Source organism: Thalassospira sp. A40-3, assembly GCF_015871485.1.
Lineage (GTDB): Bacteria > Pseudomonadota > Alphaproteobacteria > Rhodospirillales > Thalassospiraceae > Thalassospira > Thalassospira tepidiphila.
Window position 1 is genome coordinate 622,709 of the sequence record NZ_CP065428.1, and the last position, 15,995, is coordinate 638,703.

A 15,995-nucleotide genomic window follows, 5' to 3' on the forward strand; every position below is an offset into this window, starting at 1 on the left:
CTGACCATAACACCGCAGCGATACAAGATGCAGTGATTTTGTCGACCGGATGGCTACGCGCCAAGGGTGTAGTACGTTGTGCAAAGGTGATTGGATGCGCCTTTGTTATCACAATCATATGATTGAACTGATACGCGATGATGGGCCGTATGCCTTCGTGTGACAGCAACAATTCGACGTTGAAATTCCACGTTGGTTAACAGGAGATAGGACCATGTCTGCGATCAAATCGTCTCTCATTGCCGTTGCGACCGCTGCCAGCCTGACCTTTGGCGCCATGTCCGCCAAAGCAGCTGATATCGTTGATACCGCCGTTGCCGCCGGTTCGTTCAACACGCTTGTAGCGGCCGTGCAGGCCGCCGGACTTGTCGATACGCTTAAAGGCGAAGGTCCGTTTACGGTCTTTGCGCCGACCGACGAAGCCTTTGCCAAACTGCCGGCAGGCACCGTTGAAGACCTTCTGAAGCCGGAAAACAAGGACAAGCTTGTTTCCATCCTGACCTATCATGTGGTGCCGGGCAAAGTGATGTCGGGTGACATCGCAGGCAAGGAAATGATGGTGGCCAGTGTCCAGGGTGACAGCATCGATGTGAATGCCATGAACGGTGTCATGGTCGATGAAGCCACTGTGGTCAATGCCGATATCGAGGCTGACAACGGTGTTATTCACGTGATCGATACCGTGATCATGCCGGGCATGTAAGCCCGCAAACACCGACATAAAATACCCGATGTAAGATACGAAGCCCGGTGCAAATGTGTGCCGGGCTTTTTTCTGATCGGGCTTGTTTGAAGATTGTGCGCCAGACCAAGCAAGCGCAAAGCAGGTGGGCGAAAGAACAAAGGCCCGACGCAGTAACGTCGGGCCTTTGACTGGCGCGCCCGGAAGGATTCGAACCTCCGGCCTTCTGATTCGTAGTCAGATGCTCTATCCAGCTGAGCTACGGGCGCTTTTACGCTTGTATAAATGGTAAAGGCCCGACGCGGTGACGTCGAGCCTTTCACTGGCGCGCCCGGAAGGATTCGAACCTCCGGCCTTCTGATTCGTAGTCAGATGCTCTATCCAGCTGAGCTACGGGCGCTTGCCTTAATTTCCGGCGGTTTGCAAAGGACTGCTCCCCGTCGGCGGAGCGGAACTTATGCAAACGAGCATGCCATTGCAAGCAGTAAATTTGAATTTTTGCCATTTTTTCCGAAGGCGCGGTTTACCTGACTGCTACGCCCCTGTTTTGCCCGGCTTTGTCCGCTTTGAAGTGAATAAGGACAAGACTCGGCAAAAAAGGGGCAAATGCGTCTTGTTCCATAAGTGGTCGTAGACTAAGATGCTTTCAATCCCGGGGGAGCAGGGGCTTGTTTCACCTAGATAAAAAGGCAGGCCCAGGGAGATTCGCATATTTCTACTTAGGTAATAGATCGAAATGGCCGTTCGTAAAACCTACCTCGCCGTAATCGGCACCGCCCTGATGCTGGGGGGATGTTCTTTTTCTTCTGAGGCCCTGTGGCCGACACTTGCCGGTGAAGAGGAAACGACGCAGCAAAACGTCGTTGCCAATCAGCCTGTTGGTGCCGATGCCATCACCAGCTATGACGTTGCTGCAAGCACGGAACCGCTGACTGGGGTATCTCAGACCGGAACCTTTGTTGGTACCAAGGTCGAGAACATGCAGCAGGAGCTGAACCGTCTCAAATCCGCTTTGAGCAATCATAGCAACGAACTGCAGCAGCTGCGTGGACAGACCGTCGCGCACTCGCAGGCCTATCACGGCACGGTTGCCGCGATCAGTGCCCGTCTGCAGGTCGGCACCACGCCGGGCAACCCGGTTCTGGTGCAGCAGTGGAACACCGCACAGTCCGAACTGGATCGTGTGAATGATGACATTGCCGCGCTGAACTCGCTGGCCAACAAGGTTGCTGCCGACAGCACGCTGTCGACCTTCCTGCTTGAGTCGGTTCGTTCGGCCTATCAGGTTTCAGGCGCTGTTGACGAAGACCACCGTCAGCTGGCCCTGCTTGAAGACGAAACCAACCGCACCACGGTGCTGATTGATCGTCTTCTGAACGAAATCAGCGAAAGCCTTGCCCGTCAGACGTCTTATGTCAGCACAGAACGCGCGAACCTCAATGCGCTGGCCCTGGCTGTCAAGAATGGCGAGATCTTCGGGGATTCCCTTTCCAAACGTGTCTTCCAGTCGCAGGCTGCACCGGCATCAAGCGGTCAGCGTATGGCAGCCGCACCAAGCGACCGTCCGCTTGTCGTGATCCGTTTTGATACGGCGAGCGTCAAGTACGAGCAGGCGTTGTATAACGCGGTGAACCGCGTTCTTGAACGTCGCCCGCAGGCAAGCTTTGATGTGGTTGCGGTGACACCGAATCGTGGTACCCCGGCGCAGGTTGCGCTGAATGCCAATAAATCCAAGCGCAACGCGCAGGCAGTTCTTCGGTCGCTGACCGATATGGGCATGCCAAGCTCGCGCGTGCGTGCTTCTGATGCGACCAGCGCATCTGTCTCGGCAAACGAGGTGCACGTCTTCGTGCGCTAAGTCCTGTTGGACACCAACGGATTTTAAGAACGGCTAGCGGGTGCTTCGGGAGATCGAAGCACCCGTTTTTTATTTCGGGTCATGCCGGTCAGGTTATTTCGCCTGATCCGGTCAGCCGGAAAAAACAGAAGCCAGAAAACAGAAGGCTGATATGGGCGATCTGGTTAATCTGCGTCAGGCACGCAAACGCAAGCAACGCGACGAAAAGGCACGCAAGGCGGATCAGAACCGCTTGCTGCACGGGCGCACGCGTGGCGAACGTACCCTGACCGAACATGAACGCCAGAACGCCGCCAAACAGCATGACGGGCACAAGCGTGAAAAGCCGACCGGTGGTGAGGAAGACCAAGCCCCCGAGGTCAGTGAAAATAACGTGGTTTCAATCTTCGCATCTGATGACCCGTCCGACAGCGAAGTCAAATAGCGGCCCAATCATTCAAGTAAACAAGACGATACCGATCCCGATCCCATGCGGATAAACCGCGTGGGTTGCTTTGCTGGTCCGTGAGATGTGATCAGGGGCGGTTGTGATCAGGGGGCAGAGAACCGTTGCCCGCGTGTGATGTGCAGTGACAATGGCATGTTGCCATCGTTGCGGATCAAACGGGCAGGTGTCGGCCGTTGCACAAGGTGGCACGGCATCACCGGCAGTGCCGGGTATTCAAATCGCGGCATCGGAAATTGCATTCCGTCTGCCGGTCGCAAGTCTTCAGGCGCAATGTGAACAGATCATGCCGATCAGTTCAGCAGCGTTTCCGCTTCGCGTTTGGCCTGATCAAGGGCCTCATCCCATCCCATCAACCAGTCTTCATGATCACGGCAGTCAGACGGATAGGGGTTTTCGGTCAGACGATGAGCATCTATCCCGGCCGAGAAACCGGAACCATAGGCCGAATTCGGCAGATGGCGTTCCTGAACCACAGGCGCATGGGTTTCATAAAGGCTGTTGCGAAATGCCGGCAGCGAACACAGCACGCCATCATCGATGCCAAGCGGGTAGGCCATCATCATGGCGGTGCCAAGCGAGGTGATCGAAAGTTCTTCGCCAGCCGTCATGCGGATCAAGCCAGCCAGTTGAAGATTGGCAATGGCATTGTCGATGCGGCGCTGCAAGTCAGGGCCGTCCTGGATGGCAACCTGATTGCCATAATCGTCGGTACAGAAAAGGGACAAGACACGGCGCAGCAACATGCTGCGATCAAGATTTGCCTCGGCGCTGCGCAGTACGGTCAGCATCAAGGTCGGGTCGCCAGGCGCGAAATCCATAGAACTGGACATTCATGGGCCTCCGTTCGGGTCTAAACGAATTCCCTCCCAAGTCGGCAGCGATTATCTCTTGGCCTTGCTCTCTCGGTCTTGCACTCTTGGTCCTGAGCGGAGGCAAAGCCCTGCTGCTTTTTCTTATTATAGTTTGCAGATATGTTGCCAACTTGTGAAGACAAGATTTCGCTTATGCGGAATTTTTTGTTCTTGGCAGTGAATAAAAACACTTTGACGGCGTAACAATCTGAAAACAGGTGCCTATTGCCGTTGCTGCGTTGCAGCAGGATTTGGTGAAAATTTTTCCTGATTTGGTGTGGCTTGGGCCAGGTAGCAGCACTCTTGGCCTTGGAGCATCGGCGAAGATCGCCTCAGGTCGCGTTCTTGCCGGGTTTCGTGGTCGTGGACGCGGTCTTGCCATCCGGATTGCGCCAGACGCGCACGCGATTGCGACCGCCTTCCTTGGCGGCATATAGCGCCTTGTCGGCTTTTTCGATGATTTGCTCGGTCGTTCGGTTTTTGGTCATCGGGGCCGCCCCGATGGAGGCCGTGACTGGCAATATCGTCTCATCCGAGATGGCAACCGGGGATGCCTCGATCACGCGCCGCAGGCGTTCGAGAACGCGCGCGCATTGCTTCATGTCGGCATTGGGCAGGCAGACCAGGAATTCCTCACCGCCATAGCGATACACCTTGTCAAACGGGCGGACATGCGATTGCAGGATCCCCGCCACCGATTGCAAAACGAGATCACCCGCCTGATGGCCATAGGTGTCGTTAACCGATTTAAAGTGATCAAGGTCGACCAGCGCGATCGCGGTCGGGACCCCGGTGCGGATCGCACGTTCGCGTTCGGCATTCAGATCGCCCATCATCGTCTGACGGTTATAGGTACCCGTGAGAGGATCGACGTCTGATCGCGCGGTGCGGAAGGCACGCTCCAGACGGCGGAGCTGGGCAAAGAACGATTCTGCGCGCAGGGCCATCATGTCGAACTCGGCCGAATCGACTTCGTGATCGACATCATGTGCACTCAAAAGTCGTTTTGCCGACTCGTGAAGTTGCTGATGGGTGGTTGCCAGGGCGCGCATGGCGGGCTGGTCAATCAGGCGGTTATGGCGATTAAGCGCGTACCACGCCCCGAAATCACAATCATGATCGTCTTCGTCGGCGTCAGATGGCGTCCCCGAATCCGCCAGAACCAGCTTGCGGTTCCAGCGCAGCAAAAGGGCGATATGTTCGCCAAGCGCCTTTTCAAGTTCGGCAAGAATGTCGCGTTCGGCATCGGCCATCCCGCCATCGGCAATGCTTTCGGGCATTTTATGGCCCTTGGATCTGCCTTTGGCTTGCGGGGTGTCTGCCTTGGCCTGTTGCGACTTGTCACTCATTCGGAAGGCCCGGATTGGTGTTACGAAAAGATTTCGCCAAAGGTCTGTTGTAACAGGCGATCAAGTTCCGCCATAGGAATATCGACGCCAAGATCTTTGAGGCTGGTGACACCATGTTCAGAGATGCCACAGGGCACGATTCCACCGAAATGCGTCAGGTCCGGGGCGACATTAATCGCAATGCCATGGAACGTCACCCAGCGGCGCACCCGGACGCCAATGGCGGCGATCTTGTCTTCGCGGCCATCATCGCGCACCACCCAGATGCCAACACGGCCATCGCGCCGTTCGCCTTTGACGCCCAGCAACGCCAGGGTGCGAATCACCCATTCTTCAAGGTTGTGAACATAGACGCGGACATCGCGACCGCGATTCTTAAGGTCGAGCATCAGATAAACCGTGCGCTGACCCGGTCCGTGATAGGTATATTGCCCGCCGCGGCCCGCGTCATAGACCGGAAAGCGATCCGGATCGACAAGGTCCTCGGCATGGGCACTGGTGCCGGCGGTATAAAGTGGCGGATGTTCAAGAAACCAAACAAGTTCATGGGCTTCGCCAGCATGAATGGCCTCTGCGCGGGCTTCCATTTCTGCAAGGGCTTCGGGGTAGGAAACCAACTCCGGGGTGGTGCGCCACTCGGGGATTTGCGCGGTTGGGGCGTTGCTTTGCATTTTTCCTGTCAAATAAGTGAAATGAGCCCTTGATCAGGGGATACCAATTTGCTATCTCCCTTTCCGCACCAAGGCAAGCCCACTTAATTACCTCAAGGGCTTTGCTGCAAAACATATGCGGTCGTGGCGGAATTGGTAGACGCGCAGCGTTGAGGTCGCTGTGGGCTAACCCCCGTGGAAGTTCGAGTCTTCTCGACCGCACCATTATCTGGCCTCCCGGCCAATCGGGAAGGTCACGAAAAAGAACCCGTCAGCAATGGCGGGTTTTTTCGTTTGTGGACCTTCCCCATATATCCCCTACAATGGTTTGAATACGGCAATGGATCGGTTGGTGTGCGTCATCACGCGGCTGCGGCATAAATGATTGATTTATTGTGCGGTGCCGCGTTGAAAATTACGCAATGCAGCCCCTTGGCGAAGAATGAACTGAGTGCTTCAATCGCGGGCCAAACTCATTTAGTCTACCGGTCCCGCTAGAGTGAATTATCAGGATTTAACCGATTAACGGTTAATTTATGTAAATACCTGAAATCAAAGGTATTATAATGGCAAATAGAAATGACAAGCTGCGCGAAGCAGCTTTGGACTATCACCGGTATCCCACCCCGGGGAAATTGTCCGTAACGGCAACCACCACCCTTGCAAACCAGCGTGACCTTGCCCTGGCCTATTCGCCGGGCGTCGCGTTTGCGTGCGAGGAAATCGTCAAAAACCCCGATACCGCAGCTGATTACACCGCGCGCGGTAACCTGGTCGGGGTGATTTCGAACGGTACGGCTGTGCTTGGCCTTGGCCCGATTGGCCCGCTGGCGTCCAAGCCGGTGATGGAAGGCAAGGCGGTTCTGTTCAAGAAGTTCGCCAACATCGATGTTTTCGATCTTGAAGTGAACGAAACCGAGCCGCAGAAATTTATCGACATCGTCGCAGCGCTGGAGCCGACTTTCGGGGGTGTTAACCTCGAAGACATTAAGGCACCGGAATGCTTCATCATCGAAGAGGCTTTGCGCAAACGCTGTAACATTCCGATTTTCCACGATGACCAGCACGGTACGGCAATCTGTGTTGCCGCCGCGGTCCTCAATGGCCTGCGTGTGACCGGCAAGGATATCAACAAGGTCCGCCTTGTGACATCCGGGGCCGGTGCAGCGGCCTTGGCGTGTCTGAACCTTCTGGTTTCCATGGGTTTGCCCAAGCACAACATCACGGTCACTGACCGGTTTGGTGTGGTCTATAAGGGCCGGGCCGAGGAAATGGATCCGTGGAAGGCCGAATACGCGATTGAAACCAACGCGCGTACGTTAAGCGACGTGATCGAAGGGGCTGATATCTTCCTGGGTCTTTCGGCGCCGAACGTGATGGGCGAGGATGAGCTTCGCAAGATGGGCGAAGGCCCGATCATCATGGCGCTGGCCAACCCGACGCCGGAAGTTTCCCCGGAACTGGTCAAGGAAATCCGCCCGGATGCGGTTATGGCCACCGGTCGTACGGATTATCCGAACCAGGTGAACAACGTTCTTTGCTTCCCGTTCCTGTTCCGTGGCGCGCTTGATGTCGGCGCGACCGAGATCAACGAGGAAATGAAGATCGCCGCCGTCCATGCCATCGCCGATCTGGCAACGGCCGAGGTTTCCGATGTTGTGGCAACTGCCTATGGCGGGGAGGAGCTTAAATTCGGTCCGGAATATCTTATCCCGAAGCCGTTTGATCCGCGCCTGATGCTCGAAATTCCGCCGCGTGTGGCCAAGGCCGCCATGGCGAGCGGTGTTGCCAAACGCCCGATCGAGGATTTCGACGAGTATCGTCAGCAGCTTGAAGGTTTCGTCTTCCGGTCCGGCCTTGTCATGAAGCCGGTGTTTGACGTGGCGCGGTCGCACAAGAAACGCGTTGTCTATCCCGAAGGCGAATCGCGTCGTGTTCTGCAGGCCTGTCAGGTGCTTGTCGATGACGGCATTTGTCATCCGGTGCTGATTGGTCGCCGCGAGGTCATCCTTGAACGGATTACCGAGCTTGGCCTGCGTCTTGTTCCCGATGAGCAGATTGAAATTCACGATCCCGATGACAATCCGCATTTCGAACAGGATTGGCAGGATTTCCACAACATCATGGGCCGTCGCGGCATCAACCCGGAATATGCCCGGGCGATCGTGCGTACCCGTCCGACCGTGATCGCGGCCCTGATGCTGCGTCGTGGGGAAGTCGATGCGATGCTGTGCGGCTGTCAGGGCGGCTTCCTGCGCCATCTGCGCTATGTCCGCAATCTTGTCGGCCTGCGCAAAGGTGTGACTGATTTCTCCACGGTCAACATGATGATCATGAAGCAGGGGACGTTCTTCCTGACCGATACTTATGTGTCGGTCGATCCGACCCCGGAACATGTGGCGGAAACCACCATCATGGCGGCCGATGTCGTCAAGCGTTTCGGCATGACGCCAAAGGCCGCGTTGATTTCGCATTCGAACTTCGGCAGTCACGAAAACAAGTCGGCCTGCAAGATGCGTGATGCGCTTCAGCTGATCAGAACGCAGGCACCCGATCTTGAGGTCGAAGGTGAAATGCATGCAGATGCAGCCATTTCGCAGCCGATCCGTGACCGGATCTTCCCGCACTCGATGCTGAGCGGTTCGGCCAACCTTCTGGTGATGCCGACGCTGGATGCAGCCAACATTTCGTACAACATGGTCAAGATGTTGGGTGATGGGCTTCCGGTTGGGCCGATCCTGGTCGGTGCGGCCAAATCAGCCCACGTCGTCAGCCCGTCGATTACCGTGCGCGGTATTGTCAACATGACGGCAATTGCCGTTGTTGATGCCGTCACACGGACGCAGGAAAGCCAGTAACATACTCCCAGCCCCGTCTTGATCCCAAGCGGGGCTGGGGTGAATTGCTATCGCGCTCTTGACCGGGGCTATGTGATAGCGCAGAAACAGCCGTGCCGGGCGTTGGAACACAATGCCCGACACGGCGTTTAATCTTTTGCAGGAAAAATTGGCGGCTCATTAAACAGGGAGGGGCAGATGACAGGTCAAGTTGAAGAACTCGACCGGCCGGCGGAAAAGTCGTCTGGCGATGAATATGTCGATCTGACTCCCGAATATGCCCGCGAAATCTTTGATGCGCTGGGCGAGGAAGAAGGCAGCAAGGCTGCTGATCTTCTGGGTGAACTGCACTTTGCCGATATTGCCGATTTGCTGGGTTGGGCAAGCTCCAACCAGCGTGAACTGCTTGTTGATCTGATCCGGCCGGATTTTGATCCGGAATTCCTGACCGAACTTGATGACGAACTTCGTGAAGAAGTCATCGGGTTACTTGGCACCGATGTGGTGGCCGAGGCCATCACCGAACTTGATTCCGATGACGTCGTCGAGGTCATCGAGGACTTTGACGAGGATGAGCAGCGCGAACTTCTTGGCGCGCTTTCGGATATCGAGCGTGCGCGCGTTGAAGAGGCGCTGTCTTATCCGGAATATACCGCCGGTCGTATCATGCAGCGCGAGCTGGTGGCGATCCCGGATTACTGGTCTGTCGGGCAAACCATTGACTTCCTGCGGTCGGCCAAAAGCCTGCCGGAAGATTTTTATGACATCATTGTTGTTGATCCGCGCTATAGCCCGGTGGGGATTGTGCCGCTGTCGCGTGTGATCCGGACAAACCGCCCGGTGCTGATCCGCGATGTGATGGAATCCGATGAAATGCGCACGGTCGTCGTGACCGAGGAACAGGAAAACGTCGCCCATCTGTTCCGTCAACGTGACCTGATTTCCGCCCCGGTTGTCGATGACAGCGGCCGACTGGTCGGTGTGATCACGGTTGATGACGTCGTTGACGTTATCGACGAGGAATACGAAGAAGACATGATGCGCCTTGCCGGTGTTGGCGAGGAGGACGACCTTTCAAGTGCGATCTTTGCCACCACTCGATCACGTTTTACATGGCTTTTGGTTAATCTTGGCACTGCGATCATGGCATCGGTTGTGATCGGTCTGTTTGAAGGTACGATTGAAAAGCTTGTGGCGCTGGCCGTGCTGATGCCAATCGTCGCCTCGATGGGCGGTAATGCCGGCACGCAGACATTGACCGTGGCCGTGCGTGCGATTGCCACGCGTGAGCTGACCAGTACCAACGCATTGCGCGTGGTCCGCAAGGAAGTGGCGGTATGTGGCCTGAACGGCCTGGCCTTTGCGGTTCTTGCCGGGGCTGTGACATGGTTCTGGTTTGATGACATGCTGCTTGGTGGTGTGATCGGCGTTGCCATGATCATCAACCTGCTGTTTGCTGGCCTGTTCGGGGCGCTGATCCCGCTTGGCCTAGAACGTGCGGGCATTGACCCGGCCGTCTCGTCGGCGGTTTTCCTGACGACGATTACCGATGTTGTCGGCTTTTTCGCCTTCCTCGGATTGGCGGCAGTCTTCCTGCTTTAGTCACCTCATTCGAGCACCGAAAAACAAACCCCCGCAGTCGATCTGATTGCGGGGGTTTTCTTTGATCGGAATGTCAGGCTCAGGCTATCCGGATTTTGTGTCGCTGGCAGGCCGTGACTTGCCTTTGGCCGCCGATTTGGTCGGTTTCTGCTGAATCAGCAGTTCCATCGTATCGGCTGCATCACGCGGTGGCGACAGAAGGAACCCTTGAATTTCATCGCATTCGGCCGCCTGAAGGGATGCCATCTGTTCTTCGGTTTCAACGCCAACGGCAACCACCTTGCGGTTCAGGCTTTTGCACAGCCGGATGGCTGGTTGCAGGACGCTGTTTTCGGGCTGTTCATCAAGTGCGACATTAAACAGCGACTTGGACAGTTTGATGCGCTGGACCGGGAAGCGTTTCAGATACCGCAGCGATGTGTTGCCGGCCGCAAAATGATCAAGCGTCAGGCCAATGCCCGCCTCCGAGAAACGATAAAACTGACCAAGGGCGCGTTCCGGATCGCGCATGACGATTTCCTCGGACACCTCGATCTCGATCATCGCCGGATCAACTTCATGTTCGGCGGTCAGATCGGTGATGTTCTTGATCAGATCGGCCTGAATGAACTGGCGGCTTGAAACGTTAAGTGCAATCGGTACCGGGACATAGCCCTGACGGCGCCAGTCGGCGACCTGTTTACACACCGTCTCAATGATCCAGTGACCAAGGGGTGAAAGCAGGCCCGTCCGATCCGCAACCGCGATGAAATCGGGCGGCAGGCGGCGTTTGCCACTGTCATCAATCCAGCGCAGCAGTGCTTCGAACCCGGTAAGGGTGCGGTCTGATGTGCGATAGCGCGGCTGATATTCCAGAACGAAGCGTTTTTCATCGACCGCACGGCGCAACTGCGTTTCCATCGACAGGCGCGCATGCATCACGTTGTTCATCGTCTCGACGAAGAAGCAATAAGATGATTCTGCGGATTTCTGGGCGCGATACATTGCCGCGTCGGCATTGGCCATCAATTGCGATGGTGCGCGTGCATCGTTGGGATAAAGTGCGACACCGACACTGACATGCAGGCGAATTTCATCGCCTGTGGTGGTCAAGATCGGTTGCGACATGGCTTCGACCACGCGTTCGGCGACGAGGGCTGCCCCCTCGGCCTCGGAAAGGTCGGTCGCGATGATGGCAAACATATCGCCCGAGAACCGCGCACAGGTGTCCTTTTCGCGCACGGTCGCACGCAAGCGACCGGAAATGGTGCGCAGCGTTTCATCGCCGACATCGGCCCCGAACCGGTCATTGATTGCCCGGAAATTGTCGATATCGACGACAAGAACCGACAGAAGCTTTTCGTAGCGTTTGGCATGGGCAACCGCCTGATTGAGGCGATCCTCAAACAGGGCATGGTTGGGAAGGCCGGTCAGCGGGTCGTGCGTCGCCAGATAGCGCAACCGGTTGACCGATGCATTGGCAGCCGGGTTGTGATGCAAGGTGATGTCGACACAATCCGGATGGGTCGTGGATGGCCGCATTGTCAGATCGCAGACAACATGCACGCCCTCGGCACTGCGGACAATCCATTCACGCCTGAGTTCGTCATCGCCACGATTGATCGCAAGCAGCATCTTTTCCTGCGAACGACGGGATGCGGTGCCATCCGACTGGAATTCCGGTGCCAGATTGTAAAACCGGATAAAGCCGTAATCCTCTTCGCGCAAATCAAAGAATTCGGCGGTTTCCGGCGACATTGATTTCAGGTGACCGTCAAGCTTGGTGATTGATAGTGACAGGTCACTGATGTCATCGCCAGCATGGATGTGATGAACCGTGCGGCGCATTGCCATTTTCTGCCGGTTGCTCAGCAGGAAGACAATCGTCGTGAACAAAATGGTCGTCAGTGCGCCGAATATCAGGATCAGTTCCGGATTGATCGTGCTGTGGGCCAGTTGCGGATCGGCAATGACATCGACCTGCCATTGGCGGCCAACCACATCAAAGGCGACTGTGCGCTGAAGGGTTTCATCATCACCTTCGCCGCGAATTTCAAACAGAACAGTGTCACCTTCGCGGACACGGACGGTGTAATCTTCGACCTGTTCGGTGTTGATCACCGCCGCCAGCATGGAGCGAATGCGAAACGCCCCGTTGATGATCCCGATAATCTCGCCATCGCGGCCCAGAACCGGGGTATAGGCCGCAAAGCCACGCCCGCCCTGCATGAGCTCAAGCGTTGGTGTGATCTGGGTGCGGCGTTGATCAAGCGCGATATCAAGAACCGGACCAGCAAGCGGGTGACGTTTGAGATCCGCCCCCATGGCCGGAACGTTGCCCTTGATCGGGGCGACATACAAAATGATGTAGTTCGGCGTTATCCAGTTGATCGCCTGGAGTGCAGGGAAGCGGCTTTGAAGCGGGGTCGCAATCGAAAGATAATCTCTTTCGTCCTCGGGCGGGCCGCTCTGCCAATTGTCGGCAAAGCTTTCAAGCACCGCGAGGTTATTGTTCACAATGGATTTGATCTGCTGGGAAACGGAATTTGCCGTAATCTGGCCAGCAGATTGAAGGATTACGCGGCGATCACTTTCAACCATTTGCCAAATCAGATAGGTGACAGATGCGAAGAAAGCAGCCGTCAGAAAACCAGCCGCCAAAGCCCGTTTTTTCAGGCGTGACGTTTGTTTGGTTGCGTTTTCCTCAGCGTGCTTTGTTTCTTCTTCCATCTGTCCCCCAAACACAACGACCCTTGCTGATCCTCCCCGATCAGGATGTGTGTGCATACGGTTATCACCAGTAAACATCCATGCACCGATGGATAAAGATGCCAGTGTATTTTGCTGGCCGATAACCGGTACTATTTGTTTATGGTGTTATTCTTACACGACTTTAAGGGGTTGGTCGCCTGCATTTACGGATTAATTTTTGACGGTAATTGCCAAAAACTGTTCCGGGACAGGGTTTTGATACAGGTTTGGCGATAATAAATCCGTGTTAGCCCCTGTTCTGAAAACGTGAAGTGTTGTATCTGAGGCGGAAATCCGGCACCCGCAGTAAAGGCCGGTCATTGTGTGACAAAGATCACCCCCAGAGAGAGTCCATGAAACACCATAACCGCAATCCCCGTGCACGGGGAGGACGCAAACGTCAGCCATCCCGGCGTGATCCGCTGATCGGGTTTGAAGCAGACGTCACCATCGAACAGATCGGTGCGCGCGGCGATGGGATTGCCCATGTCGCGACACCCGATGGTAAATCGGTTTTGATCTATGTGGATTGCGTGTTGCCCGGTGATCAGGTGCGCGTTGCCCTTCGCCAGAAACGTGGCGACGGGTATGGGGCCGAGGTGGTTGCCGAAATCGCACGTTCGAGTGGGTATAACACGCCACGCTGTGCTCATTTCAAGGAATGCGGGGGCTGCGCCCTGCAACACATGAATGATGACGATTACCGCACCTGGAAGCGTGACAAGGCCTTGGTCGCCGTTCAGCGTGCGGGTATCGATCCGCAAGATGCCGAAACGCTTGTCGGGGATGTGGAGATTTCACCACCGGCAAGTCGCCGTCGTGCCGGTTTTTCGGTGCATGTCGGCGTAACCGGCGTTTTTGTCGGTTTCCATGGTCGGTTCAGTCATACGGTTCTAAATGTGCCCGACTGTGCGGTATTGCGCCCGGAACTGATGGCGTTTCGCGAAGCATTTGTCATGTTCCTTGAAGCCTGCCCGCCGGAACATGCACGCGACATCAAGGAAGTATTTGTCACCCTGACCGATAGCGGTCTGGATATGCTTATTCAGGCAAGCAACGATCCCGACCTTGATATGCGCCAGGATCTGGCGGAATTCGCGGAAGCGCAAAATATCGCCCGGCTGAGCTGGAAAACCGGGGATCGTCCTGATGAACCGGTTGCTGCGCGTCATTTACCGGTTGTGCGTTTTGAAGGTGTCGAGGTGGCGATTGCGCCGGGCGGTTTCTTGCAGGCCACCCAGGACGGGGAACAGGCACTGGTTGCGGCCATCAAGTCGGCATTGGCTGATATCGCGCCGAAAAACGTTGCCGATCTTTTTTGCGGTGTGGGCAGTTTTACATTTTCACTGGCCCTGTCGGGCAAACGGCGTTCGGTCACGGCTGTGGAAAGCGATCCGCGGGCCGTGGAGTTACTGCAATATGCGGTCGGACAATCGGGCAGCCCGGTCAAGGTCGTAAAGCGCGATCTGTTTCGCCAGCCGCTTGTTGGGGATGAACTGAGCAGCTTTGACCTTGTGGTGTTTGATCCGCCGCGTGCCGGGGCCCTTGCCCAGTCAGAGACGCTTGCGATCGACGGGCCGGAATGGATCATTGCCGTATCATGCAATCCGGCGACGTTTAGCCGTGACATGCGGGTTCTTAGGAATGGCGGCTATGAAATCACCAAAGTCGTGCCGGTCGATCAGTTCCTGTGGTCGTCACATCTTGAATTATTCGCCATTTTGCGCCGCGTTTCTGCCGGTTGACGCCGTTTGCAGAGCGGTGCGCTTTGGGGCTTAATTTTTATTCACTGATATACTATACTATCAGTTGGTATTTCCGCCGGACACCAGGATGGTCAGGTTGGCAAGGGATTGAAAATGCGCAGTCCCTTTGCCTGTGCAGCACGTAGTTGTTTTGCCGGCTTGTTTGAGCGGAAAAACAATGGAACCACTGGCCAGTCAGTTGCCGATTTATACCAGTACTGCGCGTGCAATTGCCCCGCAGAACCGGTTGATTGCGCCTGAAAGCAGCCAGTTCTCCGCTAACAATCAAAACACAAACCGCAATACCGACCCGCTTCGCAGCGCAGGTTCTACCAATGCGCAACTGAACCGGTCTTTGGGCAGTGCCGGTGAACTTCTTGGTCAGGCATCAAGCGATCTTTCGCGGATTGGCGATGCGCTTGACGAAATTGACGCGCTTGTCACGGTCGCGGAAGAAAACAGCGATCTGTCCACGCAGCAACGCGCACAGTTAAACGCACAGATCGAAGATTATCTGACCCGGATCGACGATATTGCGGCCAATAGCAATTTTGAGGGCCGCGATCTTCTGGCATCGGATCAGACGATTACGCTGCAGGTTGGCAGTGGCACATCATCAGACAATCGTATTGATGTGACGCTGTCGGCTTCAAGTTCCGAAGATCTGGCGACTGGCCTTTCGGCGATAAATGTTTCCGACAGCACGGGCGTTTCCAATGCGCGTGCACTGGTGGACGAGGCGCAGCAAGCCCTTCGGGATCGCGAGATTTCTGTTTCTGCTGATCAGGGAAGTTTGCGAACCGCGCAGGACCAGAACCGCGTTTCGCAGGTTGCGGGTGAAAACATTGTCCAGGCGCAACTGGCGGCATCGGCACCATCTGGTCGCGAGGATGCGCAGGCAAACATTGCACAAAATCTGCAGGCTTATCTTGGCGATATTTCCGCACAGCTTGCCAATCAGACCGTCGCGGTGGGTGGTATCGCCTTGCCTGAACCGCGCCCTGATCCTGTGCCGGAACAGGAAGAAGATCCGTTCTTCGATCCGACCGCCGAAGATGACGATCCGAGCCAATCACAGGACTTCCTTGGCCAATCTGTTCCAGACAGCGGAGCAACCCGGCCTTTGGTTAATACCGGATTTGGCGGATATGACAGCGGTGGCAACGGAACATCGGGCGGCGGTGGTCGTGCGGATCGTCCGGCCAATCGGATTTCTGTCGAAGCGTGAGCCTGATCTCGGTTT

General features: G+C 55.9%; 11 protein-coding genes and 3 tRNA genes. 8 read left to right on the forward strand and 6 right to left on the reverse strand.

The window, feature by feature from the left end:
• Positions 1–214 precede the first annotated feature (214 nt).
• A complete protein-coding gene (locus IT893_RS02810) occupies positions 215–703 on the forward strand; it encodes a fasciclin domain-containing protein (RefSeq protein WP_008890059.1) in 489 nt (162 codons plus the stop codon).
• A gap of 171 nt (positions 704–874) precedes the next feature.
• Here the strand turns inward: IT893_RS02810 and IT893_RS02815 are convergent.
• Both IT893_RS02815 and IT893_RS02820 read right to left on the reverse strand, forming a co-directional pair.
• Positions 875–951: transfer RNA gene (locus IT893_RS02815), tRNA-Arg, on the reverse strand.
• A 54-nt stretch (positions 952–1,005) separates the two neighbouring features.
• Positions 1,006–1,082: transfer RNA gene (locus IT893_RS02820), tRNA-Arg, on the reverse strand.
• Between the two features lie 336 nt (positions 1,083–1,418).
• Here IT893_RS02820 and IT893_RS02825 point away from each other — a divergent pair.
• Positions 1,419–2,540, forward strand: coding sequence for a hypothetical protein (locus IT893_RS02825; RefSeq protein WP_008890060.1), 1,122 nt, complete (start codon positions 1,419–1,421; stop codon positions 2,538–2,540).
• A gap of 151 nt (positions 2,541–2,691) precedes the next feature.
• Positions 2,692–2,964 carry a DUF4169 family protein gene (locus tag IT893_RS02830; protein WP_197146756.1) on the forward strand — a complete coding sequence of 91 codons (273 nt, stop codon included), beginning with the start codon at positions 2,692–2,694 and terminating at the stop codon, positions 2,962–2,964.
• 314 nt (positions 2,965–3,278) lie between these two features.
• On the opposite strand, the gene IT893_RS02835 is transcribed toward IT893_RS02830, so the two are convergent.
• From IT893_RS02835 to lipB, 3 genes are all read right to left on the reverse strand, one after another.
• Positions 3,279–3,818, reverse strand: a complete 540-nt coding sequence (locus IT893_RS02835; RefSeq protein WP_120225574.1) for a hypothetical protein — start codon at positions 3,816–3,818, stop codon at positions 3,279–3,281.
• Positions 3,819–4,171: 353 nt separating this feature from the next.
• On the reverse strand, positions 4,172–5,188 hold the full coding sequence (locus IT893_RS02840) for a diguanylate cyclase (protein WP_252724061.1): 1,017 nt from the start codon (positions 5,186–5,188) through the stop codon (positions 4,172–4,174).
• 20 nt (positions 5,189–5,208) lie between these two features.
• Positions 5,209–5,859 carry a lipoyl(octanoyl) transferase LipB gene (lipB, locus tag IT893_RS02845; protein ID WP_063087005.1) on the reverse strand — a complete coding sequence of 217 codons (651 nt, stop codon included), beginning with the start codon at positions 5,857–5,859 and terminating at the stop codon, positions 5,209–5,211.
• A 117-nt stretch (positions 5,860–5,976) separates the two neighbouring features.
• On the opposite strand from lipB, the gene IT893_RS02850 reads away from it, so the two are divergent.
• From IT893_RS02850 to mgtE, 3 genes are all read left to right on the forward strand, one after another.
• Positions 5,977–6,063: transfer RNA gene (locus IT893_RS02850), tRNA-Leu, on the forward strand.
• Between the two features lie 341 nt (positions 6,064–6,404).
• Positions 6,405–8,696 (forward strand): NADP-dependent malic enzyme, encoded by a 2,292-nt coding sequence (locus IT893_RS02855; protein WP_197146757.1) that lies wholly within the window; start codon positions 6,405–6,407, stop codon positions 8,694–8,696.
• Positions 8,697–8,873: 177 nt separating this feature from the next.
• Positions 8,874–10,277 carry a magnesium transporter gene (gene mgtE / locus IT893_RS02860; RefSeq protein ID WP_197146758.1) on the forward strand — a complete coding sequence of 468 codons (1,404 nt, stop codon included), beginning with the start codon at positions 8,874–8,876 and terminating at the stop codon, positions 10,275–10,277.
• An 84-nt stretch (positions 10,278–10,361) separates the two neighbouring features.
• On the opposite strand, the gene IT893_RS02865 is transcribed toward mgtE, so the two are convergent.
• Positions 10,362–12,986: an EAL domain-containing protein gene (locus tag IT893_RS02865; protein ID WP_197146759.1), complete on the reverse strand. Its 2,625-nt coding sequence runs from the start codon at positions 12,984–12,986 to the stop codon at positions 10,362–10,364.
• Between the two features lie 374 nt (positions 12,987–13,360).
• Between IT893_RS02865 and IT893_RS02870 the strand changes: the two genes are divergently transcribed.
• Together IT893_RS02870 and IT893_RS02875 are read left to right on the forward strand one after the other, a co-directional pair.
• The gene (locus IT893_RS02870) at positions 13,361–14,752 is read left to right on the forward strand and encodes a class I SAM-dependent RNA methyltransferase (protein ID WP_197146760.1); all 1,392 of its coding nucleotides are present in this window, start codon (positions 13,361–13,363) and stop codon (positions 14,750–14,752) included.
• A 178-nt stretch (positions 14,753–14,930) separates the two neighbouring features.
• Entirely contained in the window at positions 14,931–15,980 is a 1,050-nt protein-coding gene (locus IT893_RS02875) for a hypothetical protein (protein ID WP_197146761.1), read from the forward strand.
• Positions 15,981–15,995 lie beyond the last annotated feature (15 nt).